Origin of the sequence: Streptomyces sp. NPDC047869, assembly GCF_040704065.1 — a bacterium.
Lineage (GTDB): Bacteria > Actinomycetota > Actinomycetes > Streptomycetales > Streptomycetaceae > Streptomyces.
Genome location: NZ_JBEYRK010000001.1, coordinates 274,555 through 290,938, shown reverse-complemented (window position 1 = coordinate 290,938; position 16,384 = coordinate 274,555). Strand labels below are relative to the sequence as shown.

Here is a 16,384-nt window from a genome sequence, read left to right as displayed (position 1 = left end):
GGGCCGATGCGCCAGGATGGGCCCGTGGACGAAGACATGGGGGAGGAAGCCGCTCGCGGGCGGCTCGACGCGCGGTCCGTCCGGACGGCCGGGTGGCTGGCCGGCGGGGCGTTGCTGGCGGCCGGGGCCGCCTGGGTGGTGCGGGCGGTCTGGGAGATCAGGCTGGCCGTGGCGGGAGAGCCCGCTTCGGGGCCGCCGGACCAGGGGGACGGGGTGCACCGGCCGCTCAACGGGCTCGAGGACTCGTACCACGTCGTGACCTCGCTGGGCGGTGCCGTCGCCCTCGTGTGCGCGCTGGTGTTCCTGGCCTGGCTGCGGCGGGTGCGGGACAACGCGCGGGTGCTGTCGGGGCGGGCGCCGAAGTACGCCGGGATCTGGGTGTATCTCGGGTGGATCGTGCCCGTCGTGAACCTCTGGTTCCCGCGCGGGATCGTCGCGGACGCCTTCCGGGCCACCGCCCCGGAACGGAAGCTGCCCGTCTCCGTCAACGTGTGGTGGGTGCTCCTGCTGATCGGCATGTTCGGCGGGGTCGGACTGGTGTCGCACGACTCGACGGACGAGGTCATCGCGCGGGCCTACGAGGAGGTGTGGCCGCTGCTCGTCGCCGACACCGCCGTGGTCGGGGCCGCCGTGGCCGGGGCGTTCGCCGTGCGGGCCGTCACCACCGCGCAGGTGGAGCGGATCCGGCGGCAGCGGGGCCGAGGGGTGGACAAGGAGTCCGCGGGCGTCGTCGGCGGGTGACGGGGAACCCGCGTGCGGCCCGCACGGCGGTCTCGTGCGCCGTGCGGGTGGTGAGGTGGCCGTGGGACGGGGAGGATTTCTTCCGTGAGTGTCATCGCCGTCGTCGGGGCCGGTCCCGGGCTGGGGGCCGCCGTCGCCCGCCGTTTCGGGCGGGAGGGCTACGACGTCGCCCTTCTCGCGCGGGACCCGGGGCGGCTGGACGACCTGGTCCGTGAACTGGCCGCCGACGCGGTCACCGCGCGTGGCTTCGCCGCCGACGTGCGCCGGCCGGAGGAACTGGCGGCCGCGCTGAAGGACGCCGGCCGCGCCCTCGGGACCGTGGAGGTGCTCCAGTACAGCCCGGTGCCGCACCGGGACTTCATGCGGCCGGTGCTGGACACCCGGTACCGGGATCTGCTCGGGCCGATCGAGTTCTCCGTGTACGGACCGGTCGCGGCGGTACAGCAGGTGCTGCCGGGCATGCGGGAGCTGGGCCGCGGGACCATCCTCTTCGTCAACGGCGGTACGGCCGCCGTGCCCCATCCCGAGCGGGCCGGCACCTCGATCGCGTTCGCCGCGGAGAGCGCGTACGGGCATCTGCTGCACGACCGGCTGGCCGGCGAGGGCATCCACGTCGCCCAGCTGATCATCCCGGGGTCGATCACACCCGGGCACGTGCGCAAGGACCCGGCCGTGCTGGCGGACACCCTGTGGGCCATGCACCGCGACCGGCGCGGATTCCGGCACTACGCCGACGACCTCGACGGCTGAAACCGCAGGCGGGCCGGGGTACCGGACGTTGCCCTGCGTGAAGAGCATTTGTGGGCCAATATGGTGATGTTGGCCGCATCGCTCTCTTCGAGGGGGCCTCAATGGCTGTGGAAATCCCTTCGCTCATCAAGCCGTCCCGGCTGCGAAGCCGGGGAGGGCTGCTGGGCGAGTGTCTGGCGGAGTTCCTGGGGACCTTCGTCCTCATCTCCTTCGGTTGCGGTGTGGTCGCGATGGCGGTCGCCGCGCTGCCCGGATCGGGCCGTGCCGCCACCCCCACGACGATCTTCCTGGCGGCCGGTGACTGGCTGCTGATCACCTGGGGCTGGGCGATGGCCGTCGTCTTCGGCGTCTACGTCGCCGGCGGCGTCAGCGGCGCGCACATCAATCCGGCGGTGACGCTGGCCATGGCCGTGCGCCGCGGGTTCCCCTGGGCCAAGGTGCTGCCGTACTGGTTCGCGCAGATCGTGGGAGCGTTCACCGGAGCGGCGCTGGTCTACCTCGTCTACCACCAGGCGATCAACGCCTTCGACGCGGCCGTGCCGGGGCCGAAGGTGAACGGGCACACCAATGCCACCTTCTCGATCTTCGCGACGTTCCCGGCCCCGTACTTCCACGGCGGGATCTGGGGGCCGCTGATCGACCAGATCGTCGGTACGGCCTTCCTGCTGATGCTGATCGCCGCCGTCCTCGACCTGCGCAACCAGGCCGTGAAGGCCAACCTCGCACCACTGGTCGTGGGCTTCGTCGTCGCCGCGATCGGCATGTCGTACGGCGCGAACGCGGGCTACGCCATCAACCCGGCCCGCGACTTCGGGCCACGGCTGTTCACCTGGGCGGCGGGCTGGGACAGTCTCGCCTTCCCGGGCAGTGTGGCCGGCTCGTTCAGCGCGTACTGGTGGATCCCGATCGTCGGGCCGCTGATCGGCGCCGTGATCGGCATCCTGGTCTACGACCTGTTCATCGGCGATGTGCTGGTGGTGCGCGGCGAGCTGGGCGAACTGCCCGAGCCGGGCCGCTCCCGGGCCGTGAAGGAGGAGGACTACTAGGCGCCGGCCCGTCCACAGGCTGTGGACCGGCTTCCCCGTCCTCGCCCCCTCACCACCCGGTAAGCAGCAGGTGGTTCAGGAGCAGGGCGAGAGCCGTCTGCGCGGCGAGCCAGGCCCGGGGGCACGGCAGGTACGCGCAAGCCGGGAGCAGCCACATCGCGAACGGCAGCCAGATCCGCTCGGTCTCGGCCTTGCTCATCCCGGACAGATCGGCGGTCAGCAGGGCGAGGAGGGCGGCGCAGACGAGGACCGCCAGGCGGACGGCGGCGGGGGACGCGCGGTGGGCGAGCACGCCGGCGGTCCGGCGCAGGCCCGCCGCCGTCGCCAGACCGGTGATCAGCACGGTGCAGGCCAGGTTGGCCCACACCCAGTAGCCGTAGGGCCGGGTGCCGCCGACGCCCTGGTGGTAACGGGTCACCAGCAGGCGGTACGCCGTCCACCAGTCGAACCCGGCGAGCGTGAACGCCAGGGGTACGACGGCCAGTCCGGCGAGCAGGGCCAGGAGCAGGGCGGGACGCCGGCGGACCCCGTCCCGGGCCGTCCACAGCACGGCCGCGCCGGGCAGGGCGATGAGCGTGAGCCCGTACGACAGATAGCAGGTCAGGCCGAACAGCAGGCCGGAGGCGGCCGCCCACGGCAGGGAGCGCCGGGTGACCGCGAGGGCCAGCAGGGCCACCGCCCAGGCCGCGACCGCCGCGAACCAGCCGTCCGCCGAGGTGCCGGTCCAGACCGCGGCCGGGGCCAGCACCACGAAGGGCGCGGCGCGGCGGGCGAACGCCTCGCCGGCCAGGGCCCGTACGGCGACCAGGACGGCCACGCAGGCCGTGGCGCCGGTGAGCACGCACCACAGCCCGGCCCAGCCGCCCCCGCGCAGCCCGGCCCGGTCGAGGAGGACGAAGGTGAGCGTGGCACCGGGCGGGTGGCCCGCGACATGGGCCGGCCAGGGAGCGGGGGTGCCGGCCACGATGTGGTGGCTGAAGTCGCGCAGGGCGGCCGGGATGTCGTGGAAGCGGCCGATGACCCGGAGGTACTCCTCGCGGGTGGTGAGACGGCCCGCGACGCCCCGGTGCCAGCCGTCGACCAGGGCGAGGGAGAGGATCCAGGCCGTCGCCGCCGCCCAGGCCGCCGCGAGCAGCGCCCGCCAGGGCAGGCGGCCGGCGAGCGACGGGCCGTACGCCACCCCGGCCGCGGCGAGGAGCACGGCGGCCGGGGTGCCGGGGCCCAGGTGCGGGTCCCACTTCGCCAGCAGGGGCGGCCAGTGCACGAACAGGGTGTGGCGGGTGGACTGGATGTGGCGGCCGGTCAGCACGGCGGCCGTCACCAGCAGGGCGGCGGCCCCGGCGGCGTACAGGTCATGGCGGAGGCCGCGCCGGGCGTCACCGCCGGCCGGGCGGGGATCGCGGCCGGCGTCGCGGCGGAGGGAGTGGGTCACGTCGGCACGTTAGGCCGCACGGCCGCGCCGGGACCGTCGCGCAGGGCGGACGTCAGCGTTTCGTCACCGGTCGCGGGCCCTTTTCCGGACCCCTCGCGGCCTACCGTCGGCACATGCGTGACCATCCCCGGCTTCCCACCGCCCCCGGCTTCTGGCGCAGCCCCCTGCGCGGGCCCTGGTTCACCTCGGTGCTCGGCCTCGTCCTGCTCGCCGGCATCACCGTGCTGTTCGTGACCGGGCTGGTCTCGTACGCCGCCTACAACCCGAACCTGTCCCCGGTGAACGACACCACGCCGGACAAGGGCGTCCTCGGTTTCTACCTCTTCGCCTGGCCGGTCGGCCCGGTATGGCTGTACCGGTTCACCCAGGGCGTCCACGTCACCCTCGGCGTCACCCTCGTCCCGGTCCTGCTTGCCAAGCTGTGGTCGGTGGTGCCCCGGCTGTTCACCCTGCCGCCGGCCCGTTCCCTCGCGCACGCGCTGGAGCGGCTCTCCCTGCTGCTGCTCGTCGGCGGCGGGCTGTTCGAGTTCACCACCGGGGTGCTCAACGTCCAGCTCGCCTACGTCTTCCCGGGCTCCTTCTACCCGCTGCACTTCTACGGGGCCTGGGTGTTCTTCGCCGCGTTCGTGGCGCACGCCGTGCTGAAGGCGCCGACGGCCGTGCGCACCGTACGGCGGCGGCTGCGCGGGGAGCCGGAGAGCGACCTGGTCGCCCCGCGCCCCGACCCGCCCACAGTCTCCCGGCGCGGGGCGCTGTGGCTGGTCGGCGGCGGTTCACTGCTGCTGTTCCTGACCACGGTGGGGCAGAGCCTGGGCGGCCCGTTCCGCCGCACCGCGCTGCTCGCGCCGCACGGCGGGCCCGACCCGGGCGGCGGCCCGAACGGCTTCCAGATCAACAAGACGGCCGGGTACGCCGGGATCGACGCGGCGGAGACCGGCGAGGAGGCGTGGCGGCTCGTCGTCACCGGGCGGACCGGCACGGTCCGCCTCAGCCGTGCCGAACTGCTGCGACTGCCCCAGCACAGCTCGTCGTTGCCCATCGCCTGCGTGGAGGGCTGGTCGACCGCCGATCAGTGGTGGCGCGGGGTGCGGCTGCGCGACCTCGCGGCGCTCGCCGGGTACGACGGCGAGGTGCCGGACGTGTTCGTGGAGTCCTTGCAGCGGCACGGCGCCTTCCGCCGCGTGGCCCTGCGCGCCAACCAGGTGGCCGACGGCCGCTCGCTGCTCGCCCTGTCCGTCAACGGTGAGGACCTGTCCATGGACCACGGCTATCCGGCGCGGATCATCGTGCCCGCGGCGCCCGGTGTGCTCAACACCAAGTGGGTGGCCCGGCTGACCTTCGGAGACCTGTGATGCGGCGCCGTTTCCCGGTCGGAAGCCCGTTCCAACTGCTGCTGCTCGGCTGCTCGTTCGCGCTCGCCGGGTACGCGGGGGTGCGGCTGCTCGCCGGTGACTGGCGCGGGATCGCGCTGTGGATCGTGGGCGCCGCGCTGCTGCACGACCTGGTGCTGCTGCCGCTGTACTCGGCGGCGGACCGGGCGCTGGTCCGCGGGCTCGGCGCCGCCGGACGGCGCGGGTGGATCTTGTACGTGCGGGTGCCGGCCGTGCTGTCCGGACTGCTGCTGCTCGTCTGGTTCCCGCTGATCCTGAACCTGGTGGACCGGCGCTACCGCGCGGCCACCGGCATGTCCGCCGACGTCTACCTCGGCCGCTGGCTGCTGATCACGGCCGTGCTCTTCGGCGGCTCGGCGCTGCTGCTGGTGCTGCGGGGGCCCGGCGTGCGCAGGGCGACGAAGCGGCGCTCACCGCCCGTCCACTGAGCGGCCGTCCGCCACCCGGCCCGGTCCGCGATCCGGAGCAGGGCCGGGGTGCCGATCCGGGCCCACGGGAACGGTTCGCCGTCCGTTTCCCGGCCATGGCGCACGACCCGCACCTCGGCGCGCTCGTCGAGGTCCGCCGGATCGGTCTCGACCATCAGCAGGCCCTCGGGACGCAGCAGTTGTCCCATCCGGTGCAGCAGGGCGTCCGGGTCGCCGCCGATCCCGACGTTGCCGTCCATGAGCAGGACGGTCCCCCAGCGGCCCTCGCCGGGCAGCGGGCCGAAGACGGAGCGGCGCAGCGCCTGGCCGCCCACGGTGATGGTGCGGGTGACGGCGGCCCCGGAGACGTCGACTCCGAGCACGGTGCGGCCCTGGGCGGCGAGTTCCGCGACCAGCCGGCCCGGTCCGCAGCCGACGTCCAGGACGGCGCCCTCGCAGCGGGCCAGCACCGCCCGGTCCACGGCGTCCGCGCCCGCGCACCAGCGCTCCACCTCCAGGGGCAGCAGCCGGCCGTCGGCGTGGCGCAGGAACAGCGGGCCCCGGCCGCTGAGCACGGCGGCGGCGTACGGATCGCAGGCCGCCCAGGCGGGCGGGGCGCCGGCCGCGCTCACCGGCCGGCCGCGCAGCGGGCGAGCCGTGCGGCGAAGGCGCCGTGCGGGGCCAGGGCGGCGACGGCGCGCGCGTCGGCGGCGGTGTCGACGTCCCGCAGCCTGGGCAGGTCCCGCACCCGCAGCCCGGCGGCCACCAGCCGCTCCCGCTGCACGGCCCCGGTCACCGGTGTCGACATGGGCACTCCGCGCAGCAGCGCGGGCTCGGGGCGGGCCAGGCCCAGCGCCCAGAAGCCGCCGTCCTCGGCCGGGCCGAAGTACGCGTCGCAGTCCGCGAAGTCCACGGTGAGCAGGGCGGGGGTGACCTGCGGGGTGTCCATGCCGATCAGCAGGGCCGGGCCGGGGCAGTGGGCGAAGGCGCCGGCGAGGCGGTCGTCGAGGCCGCCGGCGCACTGGGGGACGACGTCGAAGCCGGGCGGGAGCCAGGGACCGGGCCGGCCGTCCAGGACGAGGAGCCTGCGGGCGGCGGGCGTCCCGGCCACGGCGCGCAGGGTGTCGGTGAGGGAGGCCTCGGCGAGGGTGGCGGCCTGGGCGGGGGTGAAGGGCGGGGTGAGGCGGGTCTTGACCCTGCCGGGGCGGGGTTCCTTGGCGATGACCAGGAGGGTGATCATGATTCGGTCTCCTTGTGCGGCGCGGGGTGGTGCGAGTCCTCGGGGGCGCGGGGGACCACGCGGTCAGCCACCGCCGGCCCGCGGCCGGGGGCGGACGGCGGGCGGCTCCTTCAGGACCGTGCTCATGTCCCGCACGGCGTGCCACGTGCCGCGCCAGGTGCCGGTGACCTTGGAGGTGCCGGTGCGCGGGAGATAGGGGACGTCGTGCTCGGTGACGCGCCAGCCGGCGTCGGCGGCGCTCACCACCATCTGCAGGGGATAGCCGCTGCGCCGGTCGGTGAGGTCCAGGGCGAGCAGGGCCTCCCGGCGGGCGGCGCGCAGCGGGCCGAGGTCGTGCAGGCGCAGCCCGGTGCGGCGGCGCAGCAGACGGGCCAGTGCCAGGTTGCCGGCCCGGGCGTGGGCGGGCCAGGCGCCCCGGGCCTGCGGGCGGCGCCGGCCGAGGACCAGATCGGCCCCGCCGCCCTGGACCTCGCGGACGAACGGGACCAGGTGCGCGGGGTCGAGGGAGGCGTCGCAGTCGCAGAAGCACACCACGTCGGCGGTGGCGGCCAGCAGCCCCGCGTGGCAGGCGGCGCCGAAGCCCCGCCGTTCCTCGGTGACGACGGTGGCGCCGAGGGCGCGGGCGAGACCGGCGGAGCCGTCGGTGGACCCGTTGTCGACGACGAGGGCGCGCCAGCCGGGCGGAATGCGCTCCAGCACCCAGGGCAGGGCGGCGGCCTCGTTCAGACAGGGCAGGACGACATCCACGCCGGTGGGGCACGGTGAGGTGGTCACGGCGTTCACCCTACGAAGCCGAACCGTGACGAACCGGACATCCGCTCCTTACGAAACCCGGACGTCGCAGCCGGGACGGGGCCGGGGCGGCGGCGCGGTGCCAGGGTGGGAGACATGCAGCAGCCATACGTATCGCCGGACACCGGCCGGCGGCCGGACAGCCGGGGCCGGATCCTCGTCGTGGACGACGACCCGACCGTCGCCGAGGTCGTCGCGGGCTATCTGGACCGTGCCGGGTTCGCCGTGGACCGGGCCGGTGACGGGCCCGCCGCCCTCGACCGGGCCGCCGAGCACCGGCCGGACCTGGTGGTGCTCGATCTGATGCTGCCCGGCATGGACGGCCTGGAGGTGTGCCGCCGGCTGCGCGAGCGGGGTTCGGTGCCGGTCGTCATGCTCACCGCGCGCGGCGACGAGGACGACCGCATCCTCGGCCTGGAGGTCGGCGCCGACGACTACGTCACCAAGCCGTTCAGCCCGCGCGAACTGGTGCTGCGGGTGGAGTCGGTGCTGCGCCGCGCCCGGCCCGCCGCACCGCGCGGCCGGCTCGGCGCGGCCGGCCTGACCGTGGACCCGCAGGCCCGCCGCGCCACCAAGGACGGCGATGAACTGCTGCTCACCCTGCGCGAGTTCGACCTGCTCGCCTTCTTCCTGCGGCATCCGGGCCGGGCGTTCGGCCGGGAGGAGCTGATGCGGGAGGTGTGGGGCTGGGACTTCGGCGACCTGTCGACCGTCACCGTCCATGTCCGCCGGCTGCGCGGCAAGGTCGAGGACGATCCGGCCCGGCCCCGCCTCATCCAGACCGTGTGGGGCGTCGGATACCGCTTCGACGCCACGGGGAAGGAGGCGGTCTGACGTGCGCGACAACCTCCTCATCGCCCTCTACGCCTTCCTCGGCGCCGCAGCCACCGGCCTCGCCGGCGCGGCCGTGCTGCGCCTGATCCGCAGACGCTCCCTCACCGCCTCGCTCGCCGTGGTGGCGGCCGTCGGGGTGGTGGCCATGCTTGCCGGGACCATGGCCGTGGCCCGGGCGATGTTCCTGTCCTCCCACGATCTGCGGGTCGTCACCGCCGTCGTCGCGATGGCGGCCGTCGTTTCCCTGGCCACCGCACTGCTGCTGGGCCGCTGGGTCGTCGCCCGCAGCCGGGAACTCACCGAGGCCGCACGGCACTTCGGCGACGGCGGCGCCTTCGCCGCGCCCGCCGTCCCGGCCACCGCCGAACTGGACGCGCTGAGCCGCGAGCTGGCCGCGACCAGCGCCCGGCTGGCCGCCTCCCGGGACCGCGAGCGGGCGCTGGAGACCTCCCGGCGCGAGCTGGTCGCCTGGATCTCGCACGACCTGCGCACCCCGCTCGCCGGGCTGCGTGCCATGTCGGAGGCGCTGGAGGACGGGGTGGCCACCGATCCGGACCGCTACCTCAAGCAGATCCGCACCGAGGTGGAACGCCTCAACGACATGGTCGGCGACCTGTTCGAGCTCTCCCGCATCCACGCCGGCACACTCCCCCTCAGCCCGGCCCGTGTCTCCCTGTACGACCTGGTCGGCGACGCCCTCGCGGGCGTCGGACCGCTCGCCCGCGAGCACGGTGTACGGCTCGTCGGGGACGGGGTGGAGCCGGTGCCGGTGGAGGTCGACGGCAAGGAGATGAGCCGGGTGCTGGCCAACCTGCTGGTGAACGCCATCCGCCGCACCCCCGCCGACGGCACCGTCGCCGTCGCCGCCGAACGCGCGCCCGGCGGGGTGGTGCTGTCGGTGACGGACGGCTGCGGCGGCATCCCCGAGGAGGACCTGCCCCGCGTCTTCGACACCGGCTGGCGCGGCACGGACGCCCGGACGCCCCCGGCGGGGGCGGGTCTCGGCCTGGCGATCGTACGGGGGATCGTGGAGGCGCATCAGGGCCACGCCTCGGTGCGCAACATCCCGGGCGGCTGCCGCTTCGAGGTGACCCTCCCGGCGGCCGGGACGTAGGCGGGGACGCGGCGGCGGCACTCGAGGAGGCGCCCGGTGCTCACCGGACCCGCGCGAACTCCCGCATCCCCGCCGCGAAACCGGTCTCCGGCTTCCAGCCGAGTTCCGCGCGCAGGCGGGAGGAGTCCGCCGTGATGTGGCGGACGTCCCCCAGCCGGTACTCGCCGGTGACCAGCGGCTCCGGGCCGCCGTGGGCGGCGGCCAGGGCGCGGGCCAGCTCGCCGACCGTGCGCGGCTCACCGCTGCCGGTGTTGTACGCGGTGAGCGTTCCGGGGCGTGCCCCGGCCTCCAGCGCGGTCACGTTGGCGGCGGCCACGTCACGCACGTGGACGAAGTCCCGGCGCTGCCGCCCGTCCTCGAACACCCTTGGCGGCTCGCCGCGTTCGAGGGCCGAGCGGAAGAAGGAGGCGACCCCGGCGTACGGGGTGTCGCGGGGCATCCGGGGGCCGTAGACGTTGTGGTAGCGCAGCGAGACGGCCGTACCGCCGGTGCAGCGCGCCCAGGCGGCGGACAGGTGCTCCTGGGCGAGCTTGGTGGTGGCGTAGACGTTGCGCGGGTCGGCCGGGGCGTCCTCGGCGACCGGTCCCGGGGCCAGTTCGGCGCCGCAGGAGGGGCAGTCCGGCTCGAAGCGGCCGGCCGCCAGCCGGGCCTCGGCGCGCGGGCCGGGACGTACGACGCCGTGCGCGGGGCACTCGTAGCGGCCCTCCCCGTACACCACCATCGAGCCGGCCAGCACCAGCCGCCGTACGCCCGCCCGGGCCATCGCGGCGAGCAGGACGGCGGTGCCCAGGTCGTTGTGGGAGACGTACTCGGCCGCGTCCGCGACGCCGTCGCCGAGGCCCACCATGGCCGCCTGGTGGCAGACCGCGTCCACCCCGGCGAGCGCGCGGGCGACCGCCGCCGGGTCGCGCACGTCGGCCGCGGGATCGTCCCGGACGTCGTACACGACCGGCTCGTGCCCGCGCGCCCGCAGGGCGTCGACGACATGGGACCCGATGAACCCGGCACCGCCGGTGACCAGTACGCGCATACGCCCACGCTAGGCCCGGGTCCGGCCCCGGCCCCCGTCCGGCGGACGGCGCGTCACGAGTCCGTAAGGACCCCGTCACCGCCTCCCCGGCGGGCCCGCGGGGAAGGCCGCGTCAGTTCAGGGGGCCGGCCGCCCCGGATTCCGGGGCCTTCGCGGACGGCGCCTTCACCAGGTCCACGTCCTGCTCCCGGACGTAGGCGAGCCGGTGCCCGAACTGGATCTCGTAGTAGCGCTCGCGGCCCTTCACCACCGGGTTCGGTGCGCTGCCGTAGGACTTGCCGGCCCAGGTACCGAGCACGCTGGACCGGGTCACGTACCGCTGGCCCGCGCGGAGGTCGTACGGCAGCGGCGACTCGGGCTGCTCGTCCACGCCGTCCGGGTAGGCGTCCTCGTCCGGCAGCGCTCGCCCGAACACCGGGATCTCGCTCAGGCCCTCCTTGGGCGTGACCATCCGGCCGGCCGCGCCGACGGCCGTCGGGTGCTTCTTCGGGTTCTTGAACCAGGCCTTGTTGCCCTGGAACCAGATCGCCGTCCAGTCGCCGCTGCGTTCGGCGACCGCGAACGTCTGGCCGGCCGAGACCCGCGAGCCCAGGTCGTTGACGTCCTCCGTGGAGTCGTCGCCGTCCGGGTGCCGGCCCATGTCCTGGATCAGCGGCGCGCCGTCGGACGGCTCGGTGTGCAGGCGTACGGCGCTGGAGCCGTGCGGCGCGCACGGGTCGCCCTTCCCGGTGCACCCGGTGAACCGCGGCTTGTGGGTGGCGTAGTCGGGCAGCACGGTCACCATGGGGCTGTCCGGTCCCGCCGTCGCCTTCAGCGGGGCGCCGAGCAGGTCGAAGTAGTGCCGCCAGTCCCAGAACGGGCCGGGGTCGTCGTGCATGTCGGGAATGGAGCCGGCGGTCGGGGCGGGCACGTTGTCGTGGCCGAAGATGTGCTGCCGGTCCAGCGGGACGCCGTACTTCCTCGCCAGGTAGCGCACCAGGCGGGCCGAGGTCCGGTACATCGTCTCGGAGAACCAGGCGTCCGGCTGGGTGAGGAAGCCCTCGTGCTCGATGCCGATCGAGCGGGCGTTGACGAACTGGCTGCCCGAGTGCCAGGCCTCGTCCTTGGTCTTGATGTGCTGGGTGACGTGGCCGTCACGGGAGCTGATCGAGTAGTGCCAGGACGCCTCCGTCGGGTCCTGCACGGTCTTGAACATGTTCGGCAGGATCGCCTCGGTGTCGTGGATGACGATGTAGTCGATCTTCTGGTCCCGGGGCCGGTCGGCCAGGTCGTGGTTGCCGTACCCGCCCTCGTCGTCGGTGGTGTCGTAGGACGCGCTCAGCCAGGAACAGGACAGCTCCGGCGGGCACTCGGGGTCCTGCGCCCGCTGCGGGCCCGACCGGCCGGCGGGGTTCCAGCGCACCTCGGGGCGGGCGGCCAGGCTGACCCGCTGGCCCACGTCGGTGGTGCGGTGGGCGCCCTGCCGGATCACCTCGAAGACGTCGTGCGCGTACGTCGCCGCCTCCGCCCTGTCGCTGGAGCCGGAGAACCGGGTCACCGCGTCCCACCAGTCCGCCGGGTTCTTGCTCAGCGGCTTGCCGAGCGCCTTCTGGGTCGCCGCCAGCAGGGCGGCGCCGCCGCGCACGTTGGCGGCGGCGTCCAGCCGCAGCCGGTCCGTCGCCTCCCCGGTCAGGCGGGCGGCCCGGCGCAGGTCCGCCGCCTGCTGCTCCGGACGGCCGCGCGCGGGCCGGGCCGCGGGCCGGGGCGAGGGACCCGCCGCCCCCGTGAGGCCGGCGTCCACCAGGTGCATCGGCCCGTAGCCGCCGCCGGTGCTGGGGACACCCGGATGGGAGTCCCAGCGCGACTGGAGGTAGGACACGCCCATGAGGACGCTCACCGGCACGTGGTAGTCCTGCGCGGCGGTCGCGAAGTCGTCCTGGAGCCGCCGGTCCTCCGTCCCGCCGTCGTCGGACGGCCAGGCCAGCAGTGGCAGCAGGAGCGCCGCCGATGCGGTGGCGCAGATCAGCCCGTTGCGTCCACGCACGGCACCGGGGACACGGGACATGACACGACTCCACATACGCAAGGGCCTCCGACCGCGCTCGTGCTGCCCAGGGGAGCGAATGCTCCACCGCCACCCCGTCAACGCTGCCGTCCGTACGGCGCCACGTCGCGCCAAGGGTCACCGGCGTGGACCAGTGACCCCGCCCAGGCCACCCGGTCGGCGGCGTGAACGCTCAGTCCCCGTCGTCCTCGACGGGGTCCACCCGCCAGTCGGTGTGCCCGGGCATCGGCGGGGTGTGCGGCCCGTACAGCCACGGCGTCAGAAACGGTCTCAGGTCCCGGCCGGCGACCCCGGAGGCGAGCGCGACGAAGTCCGCGGTGCCGGCGGCCCGGCCCCGGTACCGGGACACCCACGTCCGCTCGATCCGCTCGAAGGTCTCCTCGCCGACCTCCTCCCGCAGCGCGTAGAGCACCAGCGCGGAGCCGTCGTAGCGGATGTTCCGGAAGAGGGACGGCTCGGTGGGTTCGGCGGGCGCCCCGTCGTCGTGCCGCCACTGGTCGTGCTGTTCGTACGCGTCCCGCATCGCGTCCTCCAGGGACACCCCGCCGTGCGAATCGGAGTAGAGGCGTTCGTAGAAACGGGCGTGACCCTCGCTCAGCCACAGGTCCGACCACCGCCGCAGGGCGACGCTGTCGCCCGTCCACTGGTGGGCCAGCTCGTGCACCAGGTCCCGTTCGGCGTGCACCCGGTCGCCCAGCAGGCTGTCCCTCGGCACGACGGACAGCGACTGGGTCTCCAGCGCGACCGGCAGGTCGGTGTCGGCGACCAGCACGCCGTAGCGGCGGAACGGGTAGGGGCCGAGCCGCTGTTCCAGCCAGGCCAGGTGTTCCGGGGTGAGGGCGCGGTGCTCCGCGGTGTCCGCGACGAGGTCCTCGGGCACCACGTCCCGTACCGGCAGACCGTGCGGCCCGGTGCCGTCGGTGAACGTGAACCTTCCGATGGCCACCTGGACGAGCTGGGCCGCGATCGGCTCCTCGGAGTCGTACGTCCACCGGACGCGTCCGCCGGGCAGCCGCGCCCGCTCGACCAGCCGGCCGTTGGCCACCGCCGAGAGGCCCGCCGGGGTGGTGATGCGGAAGGTGAACGGCGCCCGCAGGCTGGGGTGGTCGTCGGCCGGGAAGATCATCTTGGCGCCGTCGGGCTGCGGGTACAGCACGGTGCCGTCGGGGGTGGGCACCCAGCCGTACTCGCCGATCGCGTCGCGGCGGTGGCGGCGCTGGGCGGGGTCGGCGGTGTAGGTGACCCGCACGGTGAAGGCGGCGCCGTCCTCGACCGGGCGCGCCGGGGTGACGACGAGTTCGTCCCCGTCGCGTTCCGCCCTCGCGGTACGGCCGTCGACGGTGACCGTGTGCAGCGTGTTGCCCGCGAAGTCCAGGTCGAAGCGGGACAGGGCCTGGGTGGCGGTGGCCGTGATGGTGGCGCCGGCCGCGAACGGCGTGCCCGGCGCCCGCCAGTCGAAGGCGAGGTCGTAACGGCGCACGGTGTAGCCGCCGTTGCCGTCGAGCGGCAGCAGCGGGTCGCCGATGCCCCGGGCGCCCGGGGAGGGGGCCGCGCCGGTGGCGCCCGCGCCGGAGCCGGGGGCCCGGCGGCCCGGGTGGGGCGCGTCGTGGCCGCCGGAGCAGGAGAGGGCGCAGGCCAGGAGGGCGGTGCCGGCGAGCACGAGGGCGGTACGGCGGCCGCGCGGGCGAGCTGTGCGGGCACGGCTGCCGGTCCTCGTGATTTTCATGGCCGCACTATGTCAGCAAAGCGATGAATCACCGCTTATTTTCCTATGACCACTTTCATGTCTGTCTGTCACCTCTTCGCCATGTTTACGGCATAGTGGCGGGCGGCTTGGCACCGGACCCAGGAGGAGAACGCATGCTCGGCACCGACTTCCGCACCGGATCGCCCGTCTGGCTCGACCTCGGAAGCCCGGACACCGACGCGAGCGCCGCCTTCTACGGTGCCGTCTTCGGCTGGCAGTTCGCCTCCGCCGGCCCGGAAGCGGGCGGCTACGGCTTCTTCCTGAAGGACGGCAAGACCGTCGCCGCCCTCGGGCGCCTCACCGAACCGGGCGCCGCCCCGGCCTGGACGACGTACTTCCACAGCGACGACATCCAGGCCACCGCTCGTGACGTGGTCGCGGGCGGCGGGACGGTACGCGTCGAGCCGATGAGCGTGGGCGAGGGTTCGATGGCCCAGTTCACCGACCCCCAGGGCGCCCGGTTCGCGGTGCTGCAGTCCCCGATGGGGCTCCAGCGGACGTCCGAGGACAACGCGCTGGTGTGGGTCGAACTGCACGCCATCGAACCGGAGTCGGTGATCCCGTTCTACGCCGGGGTGTTCGGCTGGCGCTCGGCGGAGATGACGGCACCCGGCATGACGTACCAGGTGCTCAGCATCGCCGAGGGCGACCAGCAGGAGGGCGCCTTCGGCGGTGTGGCCCCGCTGCAGGGCGGCCAGGGGGACCCGCGCTGGGTGCCGTACTTCGCCGTGTCCGACCCGGAGGCCGTCGTCGCCGCCGCGCGGGACAACGGCGCGACGGTGCTCATGCCCGCGGTGGACGTCCCGGACGTCGGCACCATCGCCTGGCTGAGCGCCCCCGACCAGTCTGTGTTCGCCGTCCTGCGGCCGAACCCGCGCCAGGGCTGAGGCGTCCCCCGCCGGGCGGGCCGGCCCTCGGCTGCCCGGGGTGTTCTGTTACGCCGTTCCGGTGCCTCTCCCGCCGCAGTTCGGCGCTCCGTCCCCGGGCCGCGCATTGAATGCACCGTGCCGCGTGAGGGGCATCCGCTCCGTGCCGTCCCTTCGCGCGTCCACGAACATGCCCGCGTACCCGGTGCCCCGCGGGCACCGGAGGAGAAGGGACCCGGATGCGCGTACTGCGCCGTCTCCTGTGGAGCGCGCTCGCCTCGACGCTCCTGCTGTTCGGGGTCACGCCGGCCCCCGCCCAGGCCGCCGGAGCACACCTCCGCCACGACAGCCGCGCCTGCCCGGTCACCCACCGGACGGCGAACCTGACCAAGGCGCCGCCCGAGGGGCTGGAGAACTACTACCGCGACGACTGGCGGCTGGGTCCCAGCCACCTCCCCACCACCGGTCCCGTCGCGCAGATGCTCAAGGGCTGGAAACCGCAGGACAGCACGTCCTCCTACTGGTTCCTGGGCTGCTACTGGCAGACCAGCCAGCAGAACGTGTCCGGCTGGTGGTACCCGGACAACAACGGGTTCGTGCTGCGGGACGGCCGCCCGGTGCAGCGGACGGAGACGCTCCGCAAGGGGCAGCTCGTCGACCTCTTCGGCAGCGGCCGCGGCAACTTCCTGGCACCCGCCGGCACGCCGTACGCCAAGCGGGCCATCCCGCCGACCAACCTGGACGAGTACGACACGGCCGCCCCGCCGTTCAACTACCACCTCTACCGCGTCCTTGAGGACTTCACGGTCCAGGCCGGCCCCATCAGGCCCTGGTTCGGCCAGCCGGGACTCGGACGGCAGTACGTGACGGGGAAGACCGTCCCGGAACTGATCACCGGCAAGAAGCTGGTGGAGATCACACCGGCGGCGTAGGGACCGCGGGGCGGGCCC

15 protein-coding genes are annotated in these 16,384 nt (G+C 74.5%); 8 read left to right on the top strand and 7 right to left on the bottom strand.

The window, feature by feature from the left end:
• Window positions 1-24 precede the first annotated feature (24 nt).
• The 3 genes from AB0924_RS01355 (at window position 25) to AB0924_RS01345 (ending at window position 2,537) form a co-directional block, all read left to right on the top strand.
• Window positions 25-741, top strand: a complete 717-nt coding sequence (locus AB0924_RS01355; protein ID WP_358938125.1) for a DUF4328 domain-containing protein — start codon at window positions 25-27, stop codon at window positions 739-741.
• Window positions 742-825: 84 nt separating this feature from the next.
• The gene (locus tag AB0924_RS01350) at window positions 826-1,491 is read left to right on the top strand and encodes an SDR family NAD(P)-dependent oxidoreductase (protein WP_358938123.1); all 666 of its coding nucleotides are present in this window, start codon (window positions 826-828) and stop codon (window positions 1,489-1,491) included.
• A 101-nt stretch (window positions 1,492-1,592) separates the two neighbouring features.
• On the top strand, window positions 1,593-2,537 hold the full coding sequence (locus AB0924_RS01345) for an MIP/aquaporin family protein (protein ID WP_366910394.1): 945 nt from the start codon (window positions 1,593-1,595) through the stop codon (window positions 2,535-2,537).
• 49 nt (window positions 2,538-2,586) lie between these two features.
• Here the strand turns inward: AB0924_RS01345 and AB0924_RS01340 are convergent, their stop codons facing one another.
• The gene (locus AB0924_RS01340; protein ID WP_358938187.1) at window positions 2,587-3,888 is read right to left on the bottom strand and encodes a hypothetical protein; all 1,302 of its coding nucleotides are present in this window, start codon (window positions 3,886-3,888) and stop codon (window positions 2,587-2,589) included.
• A 194-nt stretch (window positions 3,889-4,082) separates the two neighbouring features.
• Between AB0924_RS01340 and AB0924_RS01335 the strand changes: the two genes are divergently transcribed.
• The gene (locus AB0924_RS01335) at window positions 4,083-5,321 is read left to right on the top strand and encodes a molybdopterin-dependent oxidoreductase (RefSeq protein ID WP_358938119.1); all 1,239 of its coding nucleotides are present in this window, start codon (window positions 4,083-4,085) and stop codon (window positions 5,319-5,321) included.
• Between the two features lie 346 nt (window positions 5,322-5,667).
• Here AB0924_RS01335 and AB0924_RS01330 read toward each other — a convergent pair whose 3' ends face one another.
• The 3 genes from AB0924_RS01330 to AB0924_RS01320 all read right to left on the bottom strand — a co-directional run bounded on the left by AB0924_RS01330 (window position 5,668) and on the right by AB0924_RS01320 (window position 7,790).
• Complete coding sequence (locus tag AB0924_RS01330; protein WP_358938117.1) at window positions 5,668-6,399, bottom strand: methyltransferase domain-containing protein; 732 nt, start codon at window positions 6,397-6,399, stop codon at window positions 5,668-5,670.
• Window positions 6,396-7,007: a TIGR04282 family arsenosugar biosynthesis glycosyltransferase gene (locus AB0924_RS01325; protein WP_358938115.1), complete on the bottom strand. Its 612-nt coding sequence runs from the start codon at window positions 7,005-7,007 to the stop codon at window positions 6,396-6,398. Before AB0924_RS01325 ends, AB0924_RS01330 begins: the two co-directional genes overlap by 4 nt.
• Before the next feature lie 63 nt (window positions 7,008-7,070).
• Window positions 7,071-7,790, bottom strand: a complete 720-nt coding sequence (locus tag AB0924_RS01320; RefSeq protein WP_366910392.1) for a glycosyltransferase family 2 protein — start codon at window positions 7,788-7,790, stop codon at window positions 7,071-7,073.
• A gap of 105 nt (window positions 7,791-7,895) precedes the next feature.
• Between AB0924_RS01320 and AB0924_RS01315 the strand changes: the two genes are divergently transcribed.
• Together AB0924_RS01315 and AB0924_RS01310 are read left to right on the top strand one after the other, a co-directional pair.
• Window positions 7,896-8,633: a response regulator transcription factor gene (locus AB0924_RS01315; protein WP_366910391.1), complete on the top strand. Its 738-nt coding sequence runs from the start codon at window positions 7,896-7,898 to the stop codon at window positions 8,631-8,633.
• A gap of 1 nt (window position 8,634) precedes the next feature.
• Window positions 8,635-9,747: a HAMP domain-containing sensor histidine kinase gene (locus tag AB0924_RS01310; protein ID WP_358938108.1), complete on the top strand. Its 1,113-nt coding sequence runs from the start codon at window positions 8,635-8,637 to the stop codon at window positions 9,745-9,747.
• 40 nt (window positions 9,748-9,787) lie between these two features.
• Here the strand turns inward: AB0924_RS01310 and AB0924_RS01305 are convergent, their stop codons facing one another.
• The 3 genes from AB0924_RS01305 to AB0924_RS01295 all read right to left on the bottom strand — a co-directional run bounded on the left by AB0924_RS01305 (window position 9,788) and on the right by AB0924_RS01295 (window position 14,547).
• Window positions 9,788-10,777, bottom strand: coding sequence for an NAD-dependent epimerase/dehydratase family protein (locus AB0924_RS01305; protein ID WP_358938106.1), 990 nt, complete (start codon window positions 10,775-10,777; stop codon window positions 9,788-9,790).
• Between the two features lie 112 nt (window positions 10,778-10,889).
• The gene (locus AB0924_RS01300; RefSeq protein WP_366910389.1) at window positions 10,890-12,821 is read right to left on the bottom strand and encodes a peptidoglycan recognition family protein; all 1,932 of its coding nucleotides are present in this window, start codon (window positions 12,819-12,821) and stop codon (window positions 10,890-10,892) included.
• Window positions 12,822-12,993: 172 nt separating this feature from the next.
• The gene (locus AB0924_RS01295) at window positions 12,994-14,547 is read right to left on the bottom strand and encodes a M1 family metallopeptidase (protein ID WP_366910388.1); all 1,554 of its coding nucleotides are present in this window, start codon (window positions 14,545-14,547) and stop codon (window positions 12,994-12,996) included.
• A gap of 134 nt (window positions 14,548-14,681) precedes the next feature.
• Here AB0924_RS01295 and AB0924_RS01290 point away from each other — a divergent pair, with 134 nt between their 5' ends.
• Together AB0924_RS01290 and AB0924_RS01285 are read left to right on the top strand one after the other, a co-directional pair.
• Window positions 14,682-15,455 carry a VOC family protein gene (locus AB0924_RS01290; RefSeq protein WP_358938100.1) on the top strand — a complete coding sequence of 258 codons (774 nt, stop codon included), beginning with the start codon at window positions 14,682-14,684 and terminating at the stop codon, window positions 15,453-15,455.
• A gap of 218 nt (window positions 15,456-15,673) precedes the next feature.
• A complete protein-coding gene (locus tag AB0924_RS01285; protein ID WP_358938098.1) occupies window positions 15,674-16,366 on the top strand; it encodes a TNT domain-containing protein in 693 nt (230 codons plus the stop codon).
• Window positions 16,367-16,384 lie beyond the last annotated feature (18 nt).